This window comes from Colwellia sp. 6_MG-2023, assembly GCF_030547765.1.
Classification (GTDB): Bacteria; Pseudomonadota; Gammaproteobacteria; order Enterobacterales; family Alteromonadaceae; genus Colwellia.
The window spans coordinates 25,457-46,560 of sequence record NZ_JAUOPP010000029.1 but is presented as its reverse complement, the minus strand read 5'-3'; the positions used below and the strand labels follow the sequence as shown (position 1 = coordinate 46,560).

18 protein-coding genes are annotated in these 21,104 nt (G+C 35.5%); 11 read left to right on the top strand and 7 right to left on the bottom strand.

Translation table 11 applies throughout. The features are described 5' to 3' along the window. Positions 1-6: 6 nt before the first annotated feature. Positions 7-264 carry a DUF2999 family protein gene (locus Q4503_RS16320; RefSeq protein ID WP_215973387.1) on the bottom strand — a complete coding sequence of 86 codons (258 nt, stop codon included), beginning with the start codon at positions 262-264 and terminating at the stop codon, positions 7-9. A 159-nt stretch (positions 265-423) separates the two neighbouring features. Between Q4503_RS16320 and Q4503_RS16315 the strand changes: the two genes are divergently transcribed. Both Q4503_RS16315 and Q4503_RS16310 read left to right on the top strand, forming a co-directional pair. Next, on the top strand, positions 424-906 hold the full coding sequence (locus tag Q4503_RS16315) for a glutathione peroxidase (RefSeq protein ID WP_303602899.1): 483 nt from the start codon (positions 424-426) through the stop codon (positions 904-906). Positions 907-992: 86 nt separating this feature from the next. Next, a complete protein-coding gene (locus Q4503_RS16310) occupies positions 993-1,373 on the top strand; it encodes a MarR family winged helix-turn-helix transcriptional regulator (protein WP_289847545.1) in 381 nt (126 codons plus the stop codon). Between the two features lie 598 nt (positions 1,374-1,971). Here Q4503_RS16310 and Q4503_RS16305 read toward each other — a convergent pair. Further along, positions 1,972-2,925, bottom strand: a complete 954-nt coding sequence (locus tag Q4503_RS16305) for a septation protein IspZ (protein ID WP_303602898.1) — start codon at positions 2,923-2,925, stop codon at positions 1,972-1,974. Positions 2,926-3,474: 549 nt separating this feature from the next. Here Q4503_RS16305 and Q4503_RS16300 point away from each other — a divergent pair. From Q4503_RS16300 to Q4503_RS16275, 6 genes are all read left to right on the top strand, one after another. After that, complete coding sequence (locus Q4503_RS16300) at positions 3,475-3,888, top strand: LexA family transcriptional regulator (protein ID WP_215973391.1); 414 nt, start codon at positions 3,475-3,477, stop codon at positions 3,886-3,888. Next, positions 3,876-5,129: a Y-family DNA polymerase gene (locus Q4503_RS16295; RefSeq protein WP_303602897.1), complete on the top strand. Its 1,254-nt coding sequence runs from the start codon at positions 3,876-3,878 to the stop codon at positions 5,127-5,129. The genes Q4503_RS16300 and Q4503_RS16295 overlap by 13 nt, the downstream gene beginning before the upstream one ends. Before the next feature lie 36 nt (positions 5,130-5,165). Further along, on the top strand, positions 5,166-5,732 hold the full coding sequence (locus tag Q4503_RS16290) for an SOS response-associated peptidase (RefSeq protein WP_303602896.1): 567 nt from the start codon (positions 5,166-5,168) through the stop codon (positions 5,730-5,732). Positions 5,733-6,265: 533 nt separating this feature from the next. Next, the gene (locus Q4503_RS16285) at positions 6,266-8,158 is read left to right on the top strand and encodes a monovalent cation:proton antiporter-2 (CPA2) family protein (protein ID WP_303602895.1); all 1,893 of its coding nucleotides are present in this window, start codon (positions 6,266-6,268) and stop codon (positions 8,156-8,158) included. 422 nt (positions 8,159-8,580) lie between these two features. Beyond that, complete coding sequence (locus Q4503_RS16280; RefSeq protein ID WP_303602894.1) at positions 8,581-10,713, top strand: TonB-dependent receptor; 2,133 nt, start codon at positions 8,581-8,583, stop codon at positions 10,711-10,713. Positions 10,714-10,792: 79 nt separating this feature from the next. Then, positions 10,793-11,863 (top strand): PepSY domain-containing protein, encoded by a 1,071-nt coding sequence (locus Q4503_RS16275; RefSeq protein ID WP_303602893.1) that lies wholly within the window; start codon positions 10,793-10,795, stop codon positions 11,861-11,863. Between the two features lie 73 nt (positions 11,864-11,936). Here Q4503_RS16275 and Q4503_RS16270 read toward each other — a convergent pair whose 3' ends face one another. The 4 genes from Q4503_RS16270 to Q4503_RS16255 all read right to left on the bottom strand — a co-directional run bounded on the left by Q4503_RS16270 (position 11,937) and on the right by Q4503_RS16255 (position 17,532). Continuing rightward, positions 11,937-12,359, bottom strand: coding sequence for a hypothetical protein (locus Q4503_RS16270; protein WP_303602892.1), 423 nt, complete (start codon positions 12,357-12,359; stop codon positions 11,937-11,939). A 111-nt stretch (positions 12,360-12,470) separates the two neighbouring features. Further along, positions 12,471-13,232, bottom strand: coding sequence for an alpha/beta hydrolase (locus Q4503_RS16265; RefSeq protein ID WP_303602891.1), 762 nt, complete (start codon positions 13,230-13,232; stop codon positions 12,471-12,473). 368 nt (positions 13,233-13,600) lie between these two features. Then, positions 13,601-16,192, bottom strand: a complete 2,592-nt coding sequence (locus Q4503_RS16260; protein WP_303602890.1) for a TonB-dependent receptor — start codon at positions 16,190-16,192, stop codon at positions 13,601-13,603. Between the two features lie 416 nt (positions 16,193-16,608). After that, the gene (locus Q4503_RS16255) at positions 16,609-17,532 is read right to left on the bottom strand and encodes a hypothetical protein (protein ID WP_303602889.1); all 924 of its coding nucleotides are present in this window, start codon (positions 17,530-17,532) and stop codon (positions 16,609-16,611) included. Positions 17,533-17,947: 415 nt separating this feature from the next. On the opposite strand from Q4503_RS16255, the gene Q4503_RS16250 reads away from it, so the two are divergent. The 3 genes from Q4503_RS16250 to Q4503_RS16240 all read left to right on the top strand — a co-directional run bounded on the left by Q4503_RS16250 (position 17,948) and on the right by Q4503_RS16240 (position 20,671). After that, the gene (locus Q4503_RS16250; protein WP_303602888.1) at positions 17,948-19,273 is read left to right on the top strand and encodes an APC family permease; all 1,326 of its coding nucleotides are present in this window, start codon (positions 17,948-17,950) and stop codon (positions 19,271-19,273) included. 196 nt (positions 19,274-19,469) lie between these two features. Then, entirely contained in the window at positions 19,470-20,099 is a 630-nt protein-coding gene (locus Q4503_RS16245) for a flavin reductase family protein (protein WP_303602887.1), read from the top strand. A gap of 146 nt (positions 20,100-20,245) precedes the next feature. Next, positions 20,246-20,671: a thiol-disulfide oxidoreductase DCC family protein gene (locus Q4503_RS16240; RefSeq protein WP_303602886.1), complete on the top strand. Its 426-nt coding sequence runs from the start codon at positions 20,246-20,248 to the stop codon at positions 20,669-20,671. A 114-nt stretch (positions 20,672-20,785) separates the two neighbouring features. Here Q4503_RS16240 and Q4503_RS16235 read toward each other — a convergent pair whose 3' ends face one another. Beyond that, a complete protein-coding gene (locus Q4503_RS16235) occupies positions 20,786-21,001 on the bottom strand; it encodes a TIGR02450 family Trp-rich protein (RefSeq protein WP_303602904.1) in 216 nt (71 codons plus the stop codon). Positions 21,002-21,104 lie beyond the last annotated feature (103 nt).

Genomic DNA, 21,104 nt, shown 5'->3' with positions numbered 1-21,104 from the left:
ATGATCCTACAAACCTTCTTTCAGTTTAGCTTTTGCTGCTTCAACTTTTGAAAAGTCTAAACCTAGCTCTTCTACAGCCTCCTGAATCAAGCTTGGTTGAGTCATCACAACCCCCATAATAGCTTGTAGTTTTTCAGGTGGAATACCTAATTGTTGAATAATCCCCATAGCCATTAAAGGGTTTTCTGTTAACGCTTCAAAAAGCTCATTGATTTTTTGTTCACTAACATTTTCTTCTTTTAACATTTGAATAATTGGATTCATTTTTATTTTCCGACTTTTGTAAGGTAATTAATTTTTATGGCTGAAGTTTACCCTTTTTTGCAATTAAAATAAAAACAATATAGAGTATGCAAAATTAAATTGTGCACAATTTAATTTAAAATAAACAAACTAACCATAAAATAAGCCTAAGGAATAAGCATGAATAACGACATATACCAATTTTCGGCTAACAATAATGCTGGTGAAGAAATTCAATTATCAACTTATAAAAACAAAGTCATGTTAATTGTGAATACCGCGAGTGACTGTGGGTTTACCCCACAATATGAAGGCTTACAAAATCTTTATCAAAAGCACCAAAGCCAAGGTTTAGAAGTACTTGCCTTTCCTTGTAACCAATTTAAGCAGCAAGAAAAAGGCGATAATGAAGCAATAAAGCAGTTTTGTGATTTACGTTTTAATATTAAATTTCCTTTATTTAGCAAAATTGATGTGAATGGCGATAATACTCACCCACTATTTAACTTTTTAAAATCTGAAGCACCAGGCGTACTAGGCTCTAAGCGTATCAAATGGAATTTCACTAAGTTTTTAGTTAATAAAGAAGGCAAAGTAATTAAACGTTATGCACCAACAACTCAACCTGCAGCAATAGAATCTGACATTGAAAAGCTTCTATAAACCCTAGGTAGGTATCTATGAATGAAGATGAAAGTTTAAAACTAGAAAATCAATTTTGCTTTCGGCTTTATAGCCTGAGCAAACTAATGAACCGCCATTATAGTCCAGTATTAAAAAAGCTAGGACTAACATACTCGCAGTATTTAGTGATGTTAGTTTTATGGGAAACTAATAATACTAAAGCAACCACTTCAGTTAAGCAGTTAGGTGAAAAACTTGATTTAGACTCTGGTACCTTGTCACCATTATTAAAACGCTTAGAGAAGCAAAATCTAGTGACACGCGTTCGTAATAAAGCAGATGAACGCAGTGTTGAAATAAAGCTGACTAACATTGGCTGTGAATTAAAAATGCAAGCTAAAAACATTCCTACGCAAATGTTTTCTGTAACAGGAATGTCGGTACAAGCGTTACAAGCAATGAATAAACAACTCGATAATTTATTAGCGAATATGAATACCAAATAATTCCTACAACCATATTAACTTCTTAACGTGGTTGTAGGAAATAATTATCGTTTATGGCTGCATTAAGCTCTACAAAAGTAGATGATATTAAAGCTTCAAGTTGAAAAGAGTTAAATCGGATTTATTGCCGTAACCTATGAATTATTTATGGCAGAAGCTGATATTGCTAAATAACCAGAGATCGGCTTAATATATTCTTCTCTAACAGCTACTTTTACTTGCTTCATCGTTAAATTTTATTAATAACTATTTCAATGGATTAAAAACATCTTAAACCGAGTTCAGGTTAAATACTTAGTCAGAGCTTTCATTGAGTTTATCATGATATTTTCCTTAATATTTAAAATGTTATTCTCTAATGAAACCCGAATTTCAATACTTTATTTTGTATTACTAAAGTGATCATATCCATAGTCATTTCATGTTGAGTGATAATGCTAGGGTTAGTTAAATTGGAGGTAATAGTATTATCCATTTAATAGATACGATAGCTTGGTTACCCATATTTATTTGTATGAAATTTCCAAATATAAATTAAGAGGTAATAAATACCACACAAATATCGACGTTTAACGTTCGTTTATTTCATTTTCGCGTCCTAGGCTAGCTTTTTTCCTGCACGCCAAACGAGAATAAAAAACATCACGAGATAAATTGGTGTTTCAACAAACGTGTCATAGGTGAGCCACTGATCTTCGCTTAATTGACTTGCTACGCTATAATTCAACCCAGCCATACATAGACCGATCAATGCTAAGCCGAGAACAAAGTACCTATGTTGAATAGGGGAATTTAAGTATCTTTCAAAACGGGCTCCAAAGTAACCACCTTTATTAAACACTCCGTCTATTATAAGGGCTGATGCACTGAGTAATCCCATAAACGTACCCTTTAGTTGAACTAAATACTCACTTTGAAAGGCAATAGAGAATATTGCGGATATTAAAAGCATTATCGTTCCAAATACTGCGAATCCACCAAGTAAGTCGACTTTAACAAAGCGTTGGGCAACCACGAGTGCTAACCCTAAAACAACGCCCGTAAATGCTGCTATAGTTAAGTCTCCTGTGACTTTTGCTACTATAAAAAATGCCGCGCCAGTGCCTATATCAGCGAAAATAGAAGGTTTGTTTTTTTGCCATTTTTCACTTTGAAGCTTTCTTTGATCATTTACCTCTAGTGAATTGTGAGAAACACCTAAATTTTTAAGTTTTTTAGTTGCAAAGTGAATGTCTCTACCAGGATGACTTTCGTAAATTAAGTTGCTACCTTCCCTAACTTCGATACCAACATTCAACCAACTAAAGTAGCCAACTGAAACCTGTAATTCTTTAGCTTGATTATTGGTTTGATTATTGGCTTGGTTGGTAGGTTGAAACTTATGCACAACCACTTTGAAATCACCATCAAATAAATGAGAGCATTTGTCTACGAGTGTTCCATTATAAAAAAGCTCTGACGTATAAGTTTTAAGTGAAAAAGAGTATCTCACTTCATAATTGTTACCGTCATAGTGAAAAGGTCTTTTAAAAGTCCATAAACGCATAGTCATCCTGATTATTCCTATTTTTAATATTTTCTAAATTTATAACTTCGCTAACGTCATTCAAATATATATTCGACCAAAATTTTGACAGAAAGAAATAAGCTCTTCTATATACTTAGCGATCTTTTTAATTCTTTATAAATTAGACCTCCATTTTCGACAGAAAGCTTTCTTTAATTGCTATTAATATCCCATAATTACAAACTGTTAGGAAACATATATTTAAAGTTATTGCGATACCTTGGATATTACTGAAAAGTACCAGTAATATCCATTATGAAATTCAATGATACTTGCTCTTATCTTGGTTTGCTGTTGTTAACGTTTCTATTCTTTTTATATAAGAATTAATAGTCTCAGTCGCTAAAATTTAAATAAACAGACTTTTCAACTACTTATTTTGTAAGATTCAATAATAGTAGAATCTAAACCATATGGTGAGAGACTGATTACCAGATAACTATGCACTTTAGGCGAGTTATAATTGATATATTTACCTTTATATATTTAAATAAATCGATATACTGTACAAAAACACAGTATAGTGATTTATTTATGAAAATAATACCTATTTATATTGAAGCAGGTGTATCAAGTTTTGAGTCTCCTGCTGCAGAATATAAAGAATTAAATTTATCTTTAGAGGAGTTATTACTTCAACACCCTAATGCGACATTTTTTGGCTTGGCTAATGGTAGATCAATGGAAGGAAGGGGAATATTTAATGGCGATGTTCTTGTTGTTGATAGAGCTGAACATATAAGTAATGGCGCTGTTATTGTTGCTAACTTTAACGGATGCTTTGTATGCAAAATTATTGATACGGATAAGGCACTTTTATTATCTGCATCCGATGAACATAAAGCCATTAAAATAACAGCATCAGATGATTTTCAGATAGAAGGTGTAGTAACAGTATCTTTTAGATTGCATAAGAAATTACCCACATTATTATCATGTTTGGCTTAGTTGATGCCGTTTCATTCTATGCTCGTGCGGAAAAAGTATTTGATCCGAGCATCAGACATAAACCTGTTGTCGTCTTAACTAATAACGATGGCTGTATCTGTGCCGTTTGTCCTTTGGCACGGCAGCTTGGTGTACCTAAGTTCATACCTTATTTTAAAATTAAAGATTTTTTAGAAAAGCATAACGTTGTTGTTCGCTCTTCAAACTATGAACTTTATGCGGATTTAAGTGAGCGAATGATGAACGTTATCGCTCGATTTTCTGATAATCACTACATTTATTCTATCGATGAGTCTTTTTTACATTTCAAAAATTTTAGCTGTATCGATGATTGGCACCAATACGGCCATGTAATACGTAAGGCTGTTTGGCGGGAGACACGCTTACCTGTTGGTGTTGGCTTTGGATCAACGCTAACACTAGCTAAAGCGGCTAACCATGCGTCAAAAAAATTATCGGGCTTTGATGGTGTTGCTGTTATTGACGATGCTAACTCTCGTAAAGATATACTCTCTCGTATGTCACTCACGGATGTATGGGGTATTGGTAACAAGCTTGGTAGGCGGTTAAGTTTATTAGGGCTTAAAACTGGTTGGGATTTAGCCAATCAATCAGCTAAAGTAATGCGTAGCCAATTTAGTGTAGCAGTTGAACGCACCGTAAATGAATTAAATGGCATGCCGTGTTTACAATGGGATGAAATAGGGCAAGATAAACAAGAGATATTTTCTACCCGCAGCTTTGGGCAGCGAGTTACTGATGAGCATGTACTTAAAGCTGCACTAGCAAGTCATGCGAGTATTGTCGCAACAAAAGTAAGAAGGCAAGGGTCTTTAATTAAACGGTTAGTTATCTTTGCATCAAGCTCGCCACATGACGATAACTATTATAAGAAGTCCTTTGTTTATGAGTTTCCTGTCACTACGGACAACACTTTAAAAGTCGTGGGTGCTATTTCTTTCGTATTTGATAATATTTATACACAAGGCGTAGCGTTTTATCGCTGTGGCGTAGGTGGTATTGCATTAGAAAACAGCCAGTTTCAGCAACAAGATTTATTTGCGCTAGGTATAAATAATCCACCATTAATGAAGTGCTATGACCAAGTAAATCATCGTTATGGTCGAGGAACCGTTGAAGTAGCTGTTGCGGAGAAAAATGATAAATGGGCAATGAAACGTAACTTTCTCTCACCCAGTTACACCAGTAAATGGTCAGATATCCCTAAAATACTATGTTAATAGCGTTTTGGTTAAAATAAGAATGTTGAGGTCAGTATGTGTGGTCGGTTTAGTGTAAACAACAATTTAACACCAATAGTGAGCGAGCTATTTAATACGCATTACAGCGTAGAAACGAATGCTGATTTGCGTCCAAGCCAATCGGTAGCCACAATAGTTCATAGTGGATCAAGCTATCAACAAGTAAATGCCTTATGGGGTATTCAGCCTAACTGGTCAAAAAAATTAATTATTAATGCTCAATCTGAAACGGTAGCGATCAAGCCAACTTTTAAGGAAGCATTCCAAAACCAGAGGTGTTTAGTGCCTTGCAACGGTTGGTTTGAATGGAGAACAGAAGATGGCAAAAAGGTTAAATATTTATTTGAACACGCGAATAAAATGCCCTTATATATGGCTGGTATATTATTTCAACGTGAGCATACTGAGCTAGTCACGTTAACCACTCAGCCCAATACTCAATGTGGTCAATACCATAAACGTATGCCTGTTTTAGTACTATCAAAAGATAAAGATTATTGGTTCAATTCTCCAGTTCATGAGCTTGAACCATTATTACAACATGTGGAAGATAGGGTTATTAGTATTCAACGAACGGATTAAAACTAGAGCATAATTATTGTTAATTGGCATAGTTTCACCTACCCTCTTCTCTTCTAAATAAGTATAGAGCCTTCGATTTTATCGGGTACAGATTAGGCTACAAATTTTACAGTTAACAACTTTACGGAGTATAATGATTTTTTCAGATATCCAGTCATAAACCTTTGCGTTATTTGGGTCATTAAGATCCTAAAGCTAACCTAATACAAATTGAAGTAGTCCCTAAAACACTATATAAAAGTTTACATGACATTAATTTCTTCTACATTCATGAAAATATGCAAGAGCGCATTTTTTACTGTGATGATTTCGTGTACTTTTTATAACACTAAGTTTATTTAATTAATGCTTTATAGTAAAAATAAAAATATCTAGATAATACCCGTTTCATATAACAAGTGACCACATTATTTTATGAGAAGGTATATACCAAGTCCATTAAGTTAGTTCCCACTCAGAGCTTGCCAGGGGTATTACATCATCATAAAAATACTGATACGTAATTTTTGTTAAAACAATAAGAAGAGAAACCTATGTTAGAAATGGCAGTCATCTATTTAGCCGCAGCCATAGTCGCTGTCCCCATTGCCAAACGTTTAGGCTTAGGCTCCGTGCTTGGCTATCTCATTGCTGGCATTATTATTGGCCCTTTTGCTTTTGGACTTGTTGGCGACCAAACTGACGTGATGCATTTTGCAGAATTTGGTGTAGTTATGATGTTATTTTTAGTCGGTTTAGAGCTACAACCTTCAAGACTATGGAAATTAAGACACTCCATTATGGGCTTAGGTGGATTACAAGTTTTACTGACTAGCGCACTGTTTTTTGCTATTGGTTATTTTATATTAAATTTACGCTGGGAAACTTCATTAGCCATAGGGCTTATGCTGGCATTATCATCTACTGCTATTGTATTACAAACCTTAAACGAAAAAGGTTGGATAAAACAAGAAGCCGGCCAAAACGCTTTCTCTGTACTGTTATTTCAAGATATAGCGGTTATTCCAATTCTAGCTTTATTGCCACTGCTCGCTTTTACCCAAATAGGTAACGTTGACGTTGCCTCAAGCCATGGAAACTTAATAGAGCACTTTCCTGTTTACGCACAAGTATTAATATCACTAGCGACCATTGCTGCAATAGTATTTGCAGGCAAGTACATTTCGACACCACTATTTCGTTACATAGCAGAGACACGTTTACGCGAGCTATTTACCCTTTTCGCTTTGTTTTTAGTGATTGTTATTGCTGTCATTATGAAAAAAATTGGTTTGTCTTCTGCTTTAGGCACATTTTTAGCCGGTGTTGTCTTAGCAGAAAGTGAATTTAGACACGAATTAGAAGTTGATATCGAGCCTTTTAAAGGGCTATTACTTGGCTTATTTTTTATTACCGTGGGTGCATCAATTGATTTCCCGTTATTAATAGCACAGTTTAGTAATGTTATGCTCTTTGTCGTTGGGCTAATTGCCATTAAAGCGCTCGTTTTATATATCCTTGCTTACGTATTTAAAATGAAAAGCAAACAACAATTACTGTTTACTCTAGCGTTAGCACAAGGAGGTGAATTTGCCTTTGTATTGTTATCACTAACCAGCACACTACAAATTCTTAGCGTAGAACAAACAAAACTCACCACGTTGGTTGTCGCTATATCAATGCTAATGGCTCCCTTGTTATTGATGTTTTATGACAAAGTTATCAACCGCGAAGATAACTCACAAAAATCGTTCGATAAGCCTGAACAAATAGAAGCGACTAAAAATGTCATCATTGCCGGCTACGGCCGTTTTGGTCAAGTTATTGGTCGTTTATTAACAGCACAGGGATATCACTTATCCATTCTTGACCATAGTCCTAGCCAAATAGAATTATTAAGGCGCTTTGGTAATAAAGTCTTTTATGGTGATGCTGCACGTTTAGACTTACTAACCGCTTCTGGTGCAAATGAAGCACAATTATTGGTTATCGCCATTGATGATGCTGACAAAGTACTTCAAATAGCAACAATGGCCAAAAAATACTATCCTCACCTAAAAATTGTCGCACGAGCAATTGATCGCCGCCATGCTTATCAATTAATGCATCTTGGCATTGAGACATTTAAGCGTGAAACTTTTGATTCAGCGCTTAACTTAGGTGTTGAAGCCCTCACCCTCTTAGGTAATGATCAGGCCGATGCCAAGCGAGCAGGTGAAATATTTGCTAAACATGACAATGAATCATTAACTGCACTCGCTGATTTATGGGGCGATGACCATAGTTATGGGGTCGCAGTAAAGCAACGCACTGAAGACTTACAACAAGTATTAAACAACGATAAATCAGAACAAGATAGGTTAAATACTTGCCGTAAAAGTAACGGCAGCACTTGTGATGACACAGAAGAAAGTACTTCAACAACGCCGGTGAATACCTCTAATTAAGTACGTAAAAATACAGGTAAGCTTTAGGTGTATTTAAAAGTTACCTGTATTAACTTCAGATGAAACCAAGTAATAAATAGACGTTCACTATTACGTTTTTAAAGACCCTGCTCTGACGAAGCAGTCTTTGTAAAACTCTGCGACTTACAATAACTGCTAGACAAAAGCTGACATTAACTTTTTATTTTCTGAGGCCATTTAGAGTCTAGTAAAATCATTAATTTTATATTAAAAAATCCTCATACAACTTATCTCAAGTATCACTCATCTACTGAGATAATTTATAAGGTGACTTATTTAATAATATTCTATTTTTAATAAATAAATTGTAATGAGAACGATTGTCATTTACATTCCTTTCTTGTTTATTTTTAAACTAAATATTTCTTTATAATATTCTACTTAATTTTGATGGATACCCTATGAAATTACAATTATCACTCGTTAGTTGCGCCATTATTTCTTGCTTTAATTTTTCAAGCTATGCTCTAGCCGACGACATCAAAGATGCATCGCCAACTTCAAGAAGTGTTGATGAAGTCTTCGTCATTACCGCATCTCGTGTAGAGAAACCACTTAGCCAAATTCCAAACACTATAACTGTTATTGATACTGAAGAGTTAGAGCAGCAGTTGTCTATTCAGCATGATATTTCAACGGTATTAGGAAATTTAGTCCCAAGCTTCTCTCCAAGCAGACAAAAGATGAGCGGTTCAGGTGAAACTATGCGAGGCCGTAGTCCACTATATCTAATTGATGGTGTACCGCAATCTAATCCATTACGAGATGGTGGTCGAGATGGACATACCATAGATCCATTTTTATTAGAAAGAATTGAGGTGTTGCACGGAGCTAATGCTATTCATGGGTTAGGTGCTGCTGGTGGTATTATTAATTTAATTACCCGTAGACCCACTAAAGAATTTGAGCAAAAGATAAAGATTGATACTCAATTTCAACCGGAAGATATAGGGGAAAGTGCAAGCTTCGGGGTAAGCTATAGTTTAGCCAATCGGTGGAAAAATTCTGATTTACTAATGGCATTTACATTACGTGATACAGGCATGGCTTATGATGCAGATGGTGAAGTGGTTGGCGTAGATAATACCCAAGGTGACACTATGGATACCTCTACCTTTGATGGCTTTATTAAAGCTGGTTATGAGTGGGAAGATAGTCGTGTTGAATTGATGGTTAATCAATATCAAATTAAAGGTAACAACAGTTGGGTATCTGTTGCTGGCGATGTAGATGCTGATATACCCAGTACAGCTGTCAAAGGTGACATAATAGGTGATCCAGCTAAAAATAAAGCGACAACTGTAAGTATCAATTATTCAAAACAAGACTTTTTAGGTCAAAGTTTATCTATTAAGGTATTTCATCAAGACTTTGCTGCTACTTACGGTGCCCAAGTAACTCCAATTGCAACTTTTCAAGACGCTGAATATGGAGAAAACTTAATTGATCAGTCTCAAAATAATTCTGAAAAGACGGGAATGAAAGTTACTTTTGTCAATGATGAACTAATGCAGTTACCAATAAGTTTAGTGTATGGTTTTGACATACTACAAGATCAAACATGGCAAGCATTAGTGCAAACAGGCCGAACTTGGGTACCCGAGACACAATACATTAATTATGCTCCGTATGCTCAAGTAGAATACTCAGGTATAACAGCATTGAATATCACTGCTGGTGTGCGTCATGAGGTAGCTAAACTAGATGTTGATGACTTTACTACTTTAGCTTCTTACGGCAGCCAATTTGTTGAGGGCGGTTCACCAGAATTCTCTGAAACGTTAATCAATTTAGGAGGTACCTACAAATTAAATGATAACTGGCGTGTATTTGCTAATTATGCTGAAGCGTTTTCAATGCCCGATGTAGGTCGTGTATTACGTGGCATTAATATACCTAACCAAAGTGTCGAGTTCTTTTTAGATTTAAAGCCTATTCTTACTGAGAATACAGAACTAGGTCTTGAATATAGAGGTAATGACGTACAAGCGCAATTAACTTATTACACTTCAGAAAGCGATTTTGGTCAACGTTTAGAGCCTGATGAAGATGGTATTTACTCTGTTAAACGAGAGATGACAGAAGTAGATGGTTTTGAGTTTAGTGCTGATTGGGCATTTTCATTAACAGATAGTTTAGGCTTACGTTATGCAAACTCTGATGGTCGTTATGATTCTGATGAAAATGGTAGTGTAGACAGCGACCTAGGGGGCTCAGATATTTCGCCTGATCGTATTAATATTAGTTGGGATAGCGACTGGAATGATATTTTGACAACACGTTTGCAAGTGAACCATTTATTAGATCGAAAACAACGAAATAGTGATAATGACATTGTGAATGAATTTGACGGTTACACCACTGTAGATTTCAGTGCTAATATTGCTATATTTTCGGGACAAGTAACACTCGCTATTCAAAACTTAACGAATACAGATTATTACTCTTACTACTCTCAATCTAACCCTAATGATTTACGTAATTTTAAAGGGATCGGACGTTCATTTTCGGCAGCATATCAAATAAGCTTTTAATCACTAAAATCGTTAATATATTATTTGTATAAACAAGGCTTCTTAGTTGGAGCCTTGATTCCTTTATTTTAGAGAAATCATGAAACTAGCAACTGGTTTAAAACTTAAATTCTGGCATAGATGGTTAGGAATCATAGCCATGCTGCCCTTAATACTATCAGCAGTTACTGGCATCGGATTAACATATAAAAACAAACTAATAGAGCTATTTGTTAGCCAGCAGGGAGAGTTGCCCAAAGATTATCAAGTTGGAATGATTGTGAAGCAATTTGATCAAGTAGTAAGCATAACCCAAAAATATGCTATCAAACGTATTAAAGCGCCAAATATTGATCAACCTTATTGGACTATAACCGAAATTAATGATCATCATACTTTACTTAATATTGAGACATTAGCCCCTTTCAACAATAATTTGTGGTTGATGGACACTTTACATTTTTTTCATAAAATACATGTTGAATTACTAACAGGAGATATTGGTAAGTGGCTACTATTTTTCAGTTCCATTATTGCTGTAGTCTTAACCTTATCAGGAATATATCTCTGGTGGCCTGGCCGTAAAGGGTTTCGCTGGCGCTTTGTTAAAGTTACTCCATGGACAGGCCGTAAAGCAGCGACCTTACTGCAATTTCATCGACACAGTGGGATAGTTTTTACTCCAACGTTATTTATCATTGTATTTACTGGGGCTGTAATGATGTGGCAAAAACAAATTAGTCCTATATTGCCTCCATTACAAGTACTACCAAGTATTGAAATATCTGATCACACGAACCTTAATACACCAAGCAAGGCGTTAGCTTTAGCATTGATACAGGTACCTGATGGTTGGCCGACATTTTTACGGATACCTGACTTAGATAAAGTCAATGAACATAGTTTTTATCGATTCAGATTTCAGCTAAATAACGAATGGCACCCTAATGGCCGTACCTCTGTTAATGTATATCCACAACAAAATAAAATGATAATGTCACAGCGTTCAGACACCCTACCATGGCAATACCGATTAATAAATCAATCATATCCATTGCACAGCGGCTATGGCATGCATTGGCTCTATGTATTATTGGTATTGTTTTCGGGGTGGTATTTATTATGGCTAAATATCAGCGGCGGATTAAATTATTTATACCGGAGCAAATAATCGCTAAATTATTCTAACAAATGCACACATCAACCTTGGTAATGTCTGGGACTATAGCTAGAAACTCACTGTACTATTTACGATACTCATATTTTACTTTTAAACCGGCGCTTTTCCTACCATTGGGGTTAATGTAGCGAGCTTTATAAAGATCAGAAATACTAATAATTAATTCTGTATTACTAACCCAGCGTACTTCAAGTCCCGTTTCTTCGGGACGACCATCAAAGGTAAATAGATTTTCTGCGGTTAATTCGGGGTTATCGCTTTTTACATCAACACCACCAAAGAAATCTGTTGTGGCTCCGCCACAATCGCCAATCGATATTTCAGCTACTTGTTTTCCGTCAGGAGAAGTTACAGATTTTACTACTTCATGATAGCAAGTAGATTCACAACCTTTGAGAAAAAATGAAAAAACAGCCCAAAGAACTAATAATATCCAAAAGGAATAGCCACCAAAATTAAATAGGACTTTCTTAATCGTAGAACTCATCAACTCTCCATGAACAACAAACACTTAAAATAATAGGCAAAAATGTTGGCTAAAATAAGCAACGAAACAGCAAAATAACTGTTTTTTGTCTTTTTGAGTGCCTTATTAGATTTATGGGTGCACCAACATACTGTTTGCTACTTTAACAATTTCGTTTGTTGCTTGTATATATGTATTTGAATGACCACCGTTATTAACTATATGTAGCGAGACATTGCCACCATAACTCCAATTTTGTTGTAATTGACTTAAAGGTGTTTGTGAGTCCTTAGTACCTTGAAAAATACTAACAGGAATTGCTTTTAATAAAGAAAGAGGTTCGCTTAAGTCATAGTCTTTTGAAAGCAAGTGCTCTATTGGCAAAATTCTCAGTGGGCTTAAATACCACTTTGAATTTAAGTAGTTATTAACTGCAACCGATAATGACGGAGCAACAGCTTCTATAATGAGTCCTGATACTTTATTTTCTTCTATAGAGTGTGCTGCAACAGTTGCTCCTAAAGAGCGGCCATAAACAATTGTTTTTTCGGGAGGACAATTTAACGAAATAGTTGTCATTGCATCAGTAATTAACCTTATTAAAGATGCAATATTATCTACTCGACCTATAGCTCCATCTTGTCCCGAATACGAAATAGAGAACACCTTGAAGTTATTATTTTGGAAAGCTCTAAAAAGTGTTTCTTCGTATTTTTTTATCCCTCCGTGACGTCCAGGAAAAAATACAATACATTGATCTTCAGATTGCCCGTACTCACGAACAAGTAATTCATTGTTGAATGAATCGTAAAACTTCAATGTGTGTAGCTCTTCTGTTGTAGAAGTTAAAATAATATTTGGAAATAAATAGCGTGGCATCTGCTCGTACAGCAAATATGCTCCTATAGAAAAGTAGGCACAAATGAGAAGGCTACATATTAAAAAGGTTCGATACACTTGATTACCTTGAATAAACCTAACGTCTCAAATAAAAGCTAAAATTGTTGGCCAAAATAGCGAAGCACAAGTTAACTAGCACACTCGCTTATAGAATATATCAGAGCAAAACAATAAAGTGAAAGTACTTAAGTTCGACTTGATTTATGGAGAGCGTCAATATATGTCCTTGTTAATTGGTTAATTGGTTAATTGCAAGCTCTGAAACGTTGCTAAGTTCTTAACTAAAAACGAAGGCGAGCTATAATTTAGTCCTTAATTTTAAATAAAAAAACCGCCAACTGGCGGTTTTTTATGTCTTTTATTTAGAAAGAAAATCTTACTTTAGTATACAAATAACGACCACGAGGATTATGTACAGCTGATGCATAACCGTATAAATCACCATCGCCATCACCAATTGCAAATGGTGGCTCTTCATCAAATAAGTTATTAACACCTAACGATAATTTAATAGATTCAGTAACTCGGTAAGACGTTTGTAAATCAACTAGTATTTGTGAGTCAATCATACGTGATGTATTGCTATCAAAATCTAAATTGCCATCAAAGTCAATATCAGGAGTATCTTCAAATTCGCCTACATAACTGATATTTACATTGGTGTTAAACTCGCCAATTTCCCAGTTAGTTGAAAAAATAAAGCGATGCTCTGGGTAACCATATTCCCCTGTGTAATCACGGCCATCTTTTTCAAACTTATTTTGATATGCCCACTCTAGATTAAATTTAAGTAAACCTAAGTCATCAAGAGAGTGACTATAGTTTGCTGAAATATCAACACCAGATACTTCTTGCGATGATAAGTTTTTAAATGTGCTGTGTATTTTTTGTATTGTACCTAAGCTTGCACCACCAGTAGGGTCTAAACGAACGCACACAGTACTATTTTGATTACTACATTCTGCAGCATAAATAGGGCCGAACTCTTCTTCATCGATTTTGTTATCTTGAGTAATACTCCATACATCAACACTTAAACCAAATTCAGCTATCGGAGCCCAAATAACACCCACGTTCCATGATTCTGACTCTTCTGCTTGTAAATCAGGGTTACCAGAGAACTCAATATTGTAATCAAGTGCTTGGCAATCTAATCCTGTTTGTTCACAGCGTTCTGAATCAACAAAAAATTGACTCTTTTGTGATGGACCTAAGCCTATTTGCGCTAACGAAGGTGCTCTAAAACCTTGCGCCCAAGAACCACGAACAGTTATTTCGTCAGTTGGTGCCCAACGCAGAGCCACTTTGGGATTTGTTGTTGTACCAAAGTCGCTATAATCATCGTAACGACCTGCTAATTGCAGTTCGAGGTTTTCAGCAAGCGGGATTGAAAATTCAACATATGCTGCGTATTGTTCACGACTTGCTGAAGCCGATACAGATTCAGTACCAAAAATTAAGCCTCGTTGAAATTGATCATCTGGAATATCGTTTACATCTTCTTCTCGATATTCGATACCTGCCGCCATCATAATCACATCATCACCAAAACTAAATGCTTCACCGGTAATATTTGCATCAAATGATGTCATGTGTGATTCGCCGCGTCGTACTAAACTGGTTGTTATTCTATCGATAACTGCCGCATCGTTATAAGTGCCGCCAAACGGGTTGTAATTTCCAGCATCAATTTCTTGTTGTAAAAAGTCAGTGCGAACCCAACCTTGGGTTCTATCGCCAGTTTGCAGCGATTTACTACGACCTTTTTGCACCGCTGTTTCCCAACTCCAATCATTGATTTCGCCTTTTAATCCTGCAACAAAACGTAAGGTGTCTGACTCAATATCCCATTGGCGTGCGCCTGCATCAACTGTACGGTAACGACCAATTTGAATGTCTTCACCAAATGGATTATTAGGGTGGCTAGCTGGAACAGTTAAGCCTGCATCTTCATCTAGTGGTGTAGGGGCTCCAGCCGCAACAGACGTATTGTGCTGTACTGCCATTTCTAAAAAGCCAGTAATGCCATTATCAAAGTTATATTCAAATTGAGAAATAGCACCTACACGCTCAGATGCAGGTGTAATATAACCATATGGGCCGTAATCAAATAAACAACTACCGCTTGAAGTTGCATTTTCAGCAGGACAAGCCGGATCAATCGTTTTAACACCGTCTACATAAAAATACCCGGGGAAACCACGAGATGAACGGAAATCTTCACCACCATATGGAGCTTGATTTGCAGTGCCTAAACGCCCCATTTCATCAGAAGAAAGAGATGTGTTTTTAAAGTAATCGACAATAACTGACGCGCTACTTTTTTCGTTTGCAGTCCCCCAAACTAGACTTGCTGTTGTTTCTTCATAATTTGGACCATCTGTACCGCCATAGCCTAGATTAATATCAACACCATCAATATCTTTCTTTAAGATAACGTTAACTACACCCGCTACTGCATCTGAGCCATAGATAGCTGAAGCGCCATCTTTTAGTATATCGATACGCTCAATAGCAGAAACAGGAATACTGTTAATATCTACAAATGAGTTAGTGATACCCTCAGCAAAAGCACTAATTGATACACGGCGACCATTGATCAGCACCAGTGTTGCATCGGCCCCTAGGCCTCGTAAGCTTACCGCAGCTGAGCCGTTAGCAGTTGAATCTTGATTATTCCCACGAGTTGAAAATGTACCGCTACCTGCTACAGGCATTCTTTCAAGAAGTTGCTGTAAATTGTCGTAACCCATATTTTCAATATCAGCTCGACCTATAGATTGCACCGGAGAGGGGCCTTCTATATCTGATCGCTTGATACGTGAGCCTGTTACTTCAATACGTTCTACATTCTTTACTTCATCTGCAGCATATGAAATTGTTGTAAAGCCAGCTGATAATGCGAGTGTTGCACCCGCAATAATATTGGGTGTAAATACAGTTGATTGTTTCATCCTTAAATCCTTGTTGATATGTTATTAATATTGTTGTTTAAAATTCACAACAAGTACATTAATATCATGTAACTTAAGTGTTAGCAATTGCGATTTTTTGTGATTTTATTAGCACTTTAATCTGAATAAAGGTAGTTTGATGCGAATAAACTTAACGAATATAGGGACGACGTTTAACTATTTCTTTTATCAAAAATGCTGAGTTAAACAGTAAAAAACTGAGGTTGGAGCAAACTCATTAAGGCAAATATTGAATAATTCAGCACAGCTCGATATCATCACTTTATTACGATTATTATAATCAATGGGGTCAGAGTATTTGAAATAAGCGATTTGGCCTTAGTCTTGTAACTAAACAATAATGCCAGACTAAACTTCCACTGCCCGCTGAAGATCCAAAACTATCATTCATCTATTTAGTGTAATTCTAATGCTTTCAGCAGATTAGTTAACGACTTTGATAGTTTATAATCCTTTAATGGCTTAACACGCGAAAGAGTGAAGTTTCCATTACTAATAAGCCGTTCAGGATAACGTTCAAATCGTTGTTCAAAGTCGCCTTGAATCAAATCATTTAGAGGATATCTTAAGGTTATTTCGCTAGCAAAAATAGCCCCTTGCAGTTTAGTGCTTAATTCACCATCATTTTGCTGTAACCAATCGGGGTTAAAATTCATTCTTGCTGGGTATGGTAGCCCAGGTGTATAAACCGTAAAAGTTGCTAGTTGCCCAGGTTGATAGTCCAATGTAGCAAACTTTAATTGATCTTCATTTGAAATTTCGAGTATTCCACTCCAGTAGCCAAACCGTTCATTTTTATGTGTTGAGCTTATCGTGGTTAACTTTTCTGTTTCTTGCGCAATAAATCGCTCAGGTGTTGTTTCAACATTAATTATTTTTAGTCCGTAGTTTAAGCTGTATATTTCTCCTGATCCTAGCTTAACGGCTTCTGTCACTAGATAGTCCTGATCTAAAAATTTTGTAAGAATAATTTTTAATGGCAGCTTCTCATCTGCTGTGTGAGTATAAATGTGACAGTTAAACTCATCACATTCTATATCTTCATTTGTGAATGAAACACTTTTTTTAATTTGCATACCTGATGCAATATTATATGAAATTAAACTATGCTGGTTGTTAGACATAATTTTCAATACTTTAAATTCTGCTCCTGAACGGCTAATTCCTTCCCAAGTGCCAATGGGAACAATTTTTTTTACGTTGTGTGGATGACTATTCTTTGTTGTGTTCTCTAACCTGCTTTTTTGTTGATAATCATGGCTTGGTTGCAAAGTGCAGCCAATGAGACTCATCAAAACAATAATAATGAATATTTTCAATAGTATTCCTAATGTTTAGCTTTCTTAAAACTTGAGTTTAATACGTTGTGAATAACACCTTCAACGCTTATTTTACCTGTTTAAATATCAAACAATAAAGCAATAAAATTAGGGGTAGCAATAACTGCTTTGTCATATTATTGGCCAAAGTAAATGTTATTTACTGCATTATTTAACAAGCATTTAGTAATGACTAAGTAATAATAAGTAGCATCGCTAAATGTCAGAGTTTCTTCAATTATTCACCGTTAAATCTTACTAAAGAATTCTCTAAAAAACAGTTCAAAAAGTAATGACATTATGCAAATTAGGTAGATAATAACCATACAATAGTTACTTTATTTCATAGAGATAACAAATATTCTTTGTAATAAAGTTCCTTTATTAATAAATACTACATAAAAAAGCAGTTACGATGAATTTAAAAACAGAATCGATCATAGAAAAAAAAGCATTTGGTTTATGGAGTGCGGTATTTTTAGGTATAGGCTCCATGGTTGGTGCGGGAATTTTTATTGTTATTGGAGAAGCCGGTGTAATTGCCGGAAATCTAGTTACTTTCTCTTTTGCTATTGCCGCAGTTATCGCATTATTTTGTGGTTACTCATTAAGTAAACTTGCTGTTCGTTACCCAAGCCGAGGAGGTATTGTAGAATATCTTATACATGGTTACGGCGAAGGCGTATTTTCGGGCGCGCTTGGTGTACTATTTTACTTTGCTCAATTAGTCGCCATAGCAGCAGTGTGTAAGTCGTTTGGCACTTATGCTGCTACTTACTTTCCAAATAGTGATAGTAACTTAATCCTCAATATATTCGCTGTTTCTATACTATCTTTTTTTGTCATTATTAACTTTATTGGCGCCTCAATTGTCGCTAAAGCTGAAAATATAATTGTGATTATTAAACTACTTGCGTTAATTATTTTTACTGTAATAGCATTATTTTATATTCAACCTGCGCGCCTAACATTAGCCAATGCGCCAGCGACTTTACATGTTTTTTATGCCTTAGGATTAACATTTTTTGCCTTCCAAGGATTTAGCGTTATTACTAACAGCGTTGAAGATATGGAGAGCCCTGAAAAAACGATGCTTAAGGCGATGATTATTGCCATTGCTCTTGTTACTGTTTTGTATATAGCCGTTGCTCTCGCCGTTTTTGGTAACCTTTCTTTAGCAACTATTATAGAAGATAAAGATTATGCTTTAGCTGAAGCGGTTCGCCCTGCACTAGGTGAATGGGGATTCAAAATTATAGCCATCACAGCGTTACTTGCTACCGCATCAGCGATTAATGCTACCCTGTATGCGGTAACGCAAATTGGCTACACGTTAGCAAAAGAAGGTAACTTACCTGAAGTATATGAATACCATATTTTTAATAACACAGAAGGGTTGTTAATTTCTGCATTACTTATAGTCCCAATGATTTTATTGTTCGACTTAAGTCAAATTGCCAGCATAGCGGCTATCTCGGTATTACTGATACAAGGATTTACGCATACAGGTCATTTATTTAAAATCAAAGAAACTAACGCCAAAATATTCTGCGTTATCGCTGCCGTTGTTGGGTCTTTTGGTGCCGCACTTTTTGCAATTGCCTATTCATCTCAATCAATGCCGAATATTGTTTATTATATTCTTTCAATTTTCTTTATCGCGTTTATGTTCGAAGTAATCATGCGTTTGTATACAAATAGGGTTATACAAAAACAGATAGTATCCACAGATGAAAAATAAAAAGCACTCATAATACAAAGTAATAAAGCAATTAATACTAACGTTTATAATTACTTATATTGTTCTTCAATAATATAAGTAATTATCACTATTTATTTGATCTTAAATTAGCTTTCGTACGTATAGGTTTTATTATGAAACTAAACGTTGAGTATAAAATAAATTGCGACATTTAAATTACCTCGAATTAGTGAATATGGCAGACAGCTATAGAGCTAAACTGATAAACAGTTTATCTGGTTTTAAAAGTGCTAACCTTATTGGCACCGTCAATAAACAAGGCCAAACTAACTTAGCAATGTTTAGCTCTGTTGTTCATCTTGGTGCCTCCCCTGCACTCATCGGTTTTATTACCAGACCACACATAGTTACCCGACATACTTTAGAAAACATTCTGCAAACCAAGCAATATACAATTAATCAAGTAAATAAAAATATTTGGCGTTCAGCTCATCAAACATCAGCACGTTACGATGCAGATCAATGCGAGTTTAAACACACAGGGCTAACACCTATGTTTATTGATGAAGTTAACGCCCCTTTTGTTAAAGAAAGCCTGTTAAAGTATGCGTTAACACTTGAAGAAATAATACCGGTTGCTGCAAACAACACCCAATTAGTCATAGGTAAAGTAACAAATATTATTTGTGAGCCACACGCGATTCGAAAAGACGGTTACATTGATATTGAATCGTTAGAAACGGTTAGTATTTCCGGGTTAGATAGCTACCACGTAACTGAGCGGCTATCTCGATTAAGTTATGCAAAAAAAGACAAGTTACCAGAAGAGCTTTCTATCGACGGTGATAGATTAAGTAAACAATAAATATAGAGTTGGGTAATGAAATATTAACAATAAATTGCATTACCGGATCGTTATTTTCGATGTATATACTAGATACATAACTGCACTTAGTATTTGATTTAAATAATATTAATTTAGCTATTTGATGACCTTGTTTGGAGATAAACATGCTTAACATTTTTTATGATGGTAACTGCCCCTTATGCGCCGCAGAAATGAGTCATCTTAAAAATTTTGATACCGATAATTTAATTACCTTAGTTGATATACACCAACCAGACTTTGAAGCTCTATACCTTAATGTACAATTTTCTGATGCAATGAAAATACTCCACGGACATTATAACGGGCAAGTTTTATTAGGATTAGAAGTTACCCACAGAGCATGGACTCTGGTTGGAAAAGGTTTTTGGGTTGCGCCACTTAATTGGCCAGTGATTAAAACAGTGAGTCATTGGGTCTATTTAGGCTTAGCTAAATATAGACATCAAATTTCATCATTTTTAGCTAAAACATTTAATATGAAAACCATTGATTGCGGTACGGGTACTTGTAACGCAAAAACGTTAAATAATCATAATAAAAAGCACTAAAGTAGTATAAACTCAACTACTTTAGTGCTTTAGTGCTTTAGTGCTTTAGTGCTTTAGTGCTTTAGTGCTTTAGTGCTTTAAAAAGTATCCCATCCTGAAATGATGTTAAACAAACTACTGCCAACCCATAAGCCACTTATCACGCAATTTTAGCTCACGCCAGTCAATACTATATTCATTCTTGGTCATTACGGCTTCTATCACGCATTCAATCACGTTTTGCTGTTCATCAAACTTAACTATTGTGATAACAAAATGCTTTTCTTTTTTTGTCACCTCAACCTTAGTCCACTTACTGTGTATCAGTGCTTTGGGATTAATCTTATTTATGTGCTTTGTCTTTATATACTTTGTATTTATATGCTCAGCGTTCATACACTTGTGCCCGTAAGTTTGCTGTTATTACAATTTAGCTTGTTAAAATTAGTCCTTC

What these genes read in the sequence shown, in the direction of transcription:
- Q4503_RS16290 (WP_303602896.1), top strand. Translation starts at nt 5,166, where the DNA reads ATGTGTGGTCGGTTTAGTGTAAACAACAATTTAACACCAATAGTGAGC.
- Q4503_RS16300 (WP_215973391.1), top strand. Translation starts at nt 3,475, where the DNA reads ATGAAAATAATACCTATTTATATTGAAGCAGGTGTATCAAGTTTTGAG.
- Q4503_RS16285 (WP_303602895.1), top strand. Translation starts at nt 6,266, where the DNA reads ATGTTAGAAATGGCAGTCATCTATTTAGCCGCAGCCATAGTCGCTGTC.
- Q4503_RS16280 (WP_303602894.1), top strand. Translation starts at nt 8,581, where the DNA reads ATGAAATTACAATTATCACTCGTTAGTTGCGCCATTATTTCTTGCTTT.
- Q4503_RS16260 (WP_303602890.1), bottom strand. Translation starts at nt 16,192, where the DNA reads ATGAAACAATCAACTGTATTTACACCCAATATTATTGCGGGTGCAACA.
- Q4503_RS16270 (WP_303602892.1), bottom strand. Translation starts at nt 12,359, where the DNA reads ATGAGTTCTACGATTAAGAAAGTCCTATTTAATTTTGGTGGCTATTCC.
- Q4503_RS16250 (WP_303602888.1), top strand. Translation starts at nt 17,948, where the DNA reads ATGAATTTAAAAACAGAATCGATCATAGAAAAAAAAGCATTTGGTTTA.
- Q4503_RS16320 (WP_215973387.1), bottom strand. Translation starts at nt 264, where the DNA reads ATGAATCCAATTATTCAAATGTTAAAAGAAGAAAATGTTAGTGAACAA.
- Q4503_RS16315 (WP_303602899.1), top strand. Translation starts at nt 424, where the DNA reads ATGAATAACGACATATACCAATTTTCGGCTAACAATAATGCTGGTGAA.
- Q4503_RS16275 (WP_303602893.1), top strand. Translation starts at nt 10,793, where the DNA reads ATGAAACTAGCAACTGGTTTAAAACTTAAATTCTGGCATAGATGGTTA.
- Q4503_RS16310 (WP_289847545.1), top strand. Translation starts at nt 993, where the DNA reads ATGAACCGCCATTATAGTCCAGTATTAAAAAAGCTAGGACTAACATAC.
- Q4503_RS16295 (WP_303602897.1), top strand. Translation starts at nt 3,876, where the DNA reads ATGTTTGGCTTAGTTGATGCCGTTTCATTCTATGCTCGTGCGGAAAAA.
- Q4503_RS16305 (WP_303602898.1), bottom strand. Translation starts at nt 2,925, where the DNA reads ATGACTATGCGTTTATGGACTTTTAAAAGACCTTTTCACTATGACGGT.
- Q4503_RS16245 (WP_303602887.1), top strand. Translation starts at nt 19,470, where the DNA reads ATGGCAGACAGCTATAGAGCTAAACTGATAAACAGTTTATCTGGTTTT.
- Q4503_RS16240 (WP_303602886.1), top strand. Translation starts at nt 20,246, where the DNA reads ATGCTTAACATTTTTTATGATGGTAACTGCCCCTTATGCGCCGCAGAA.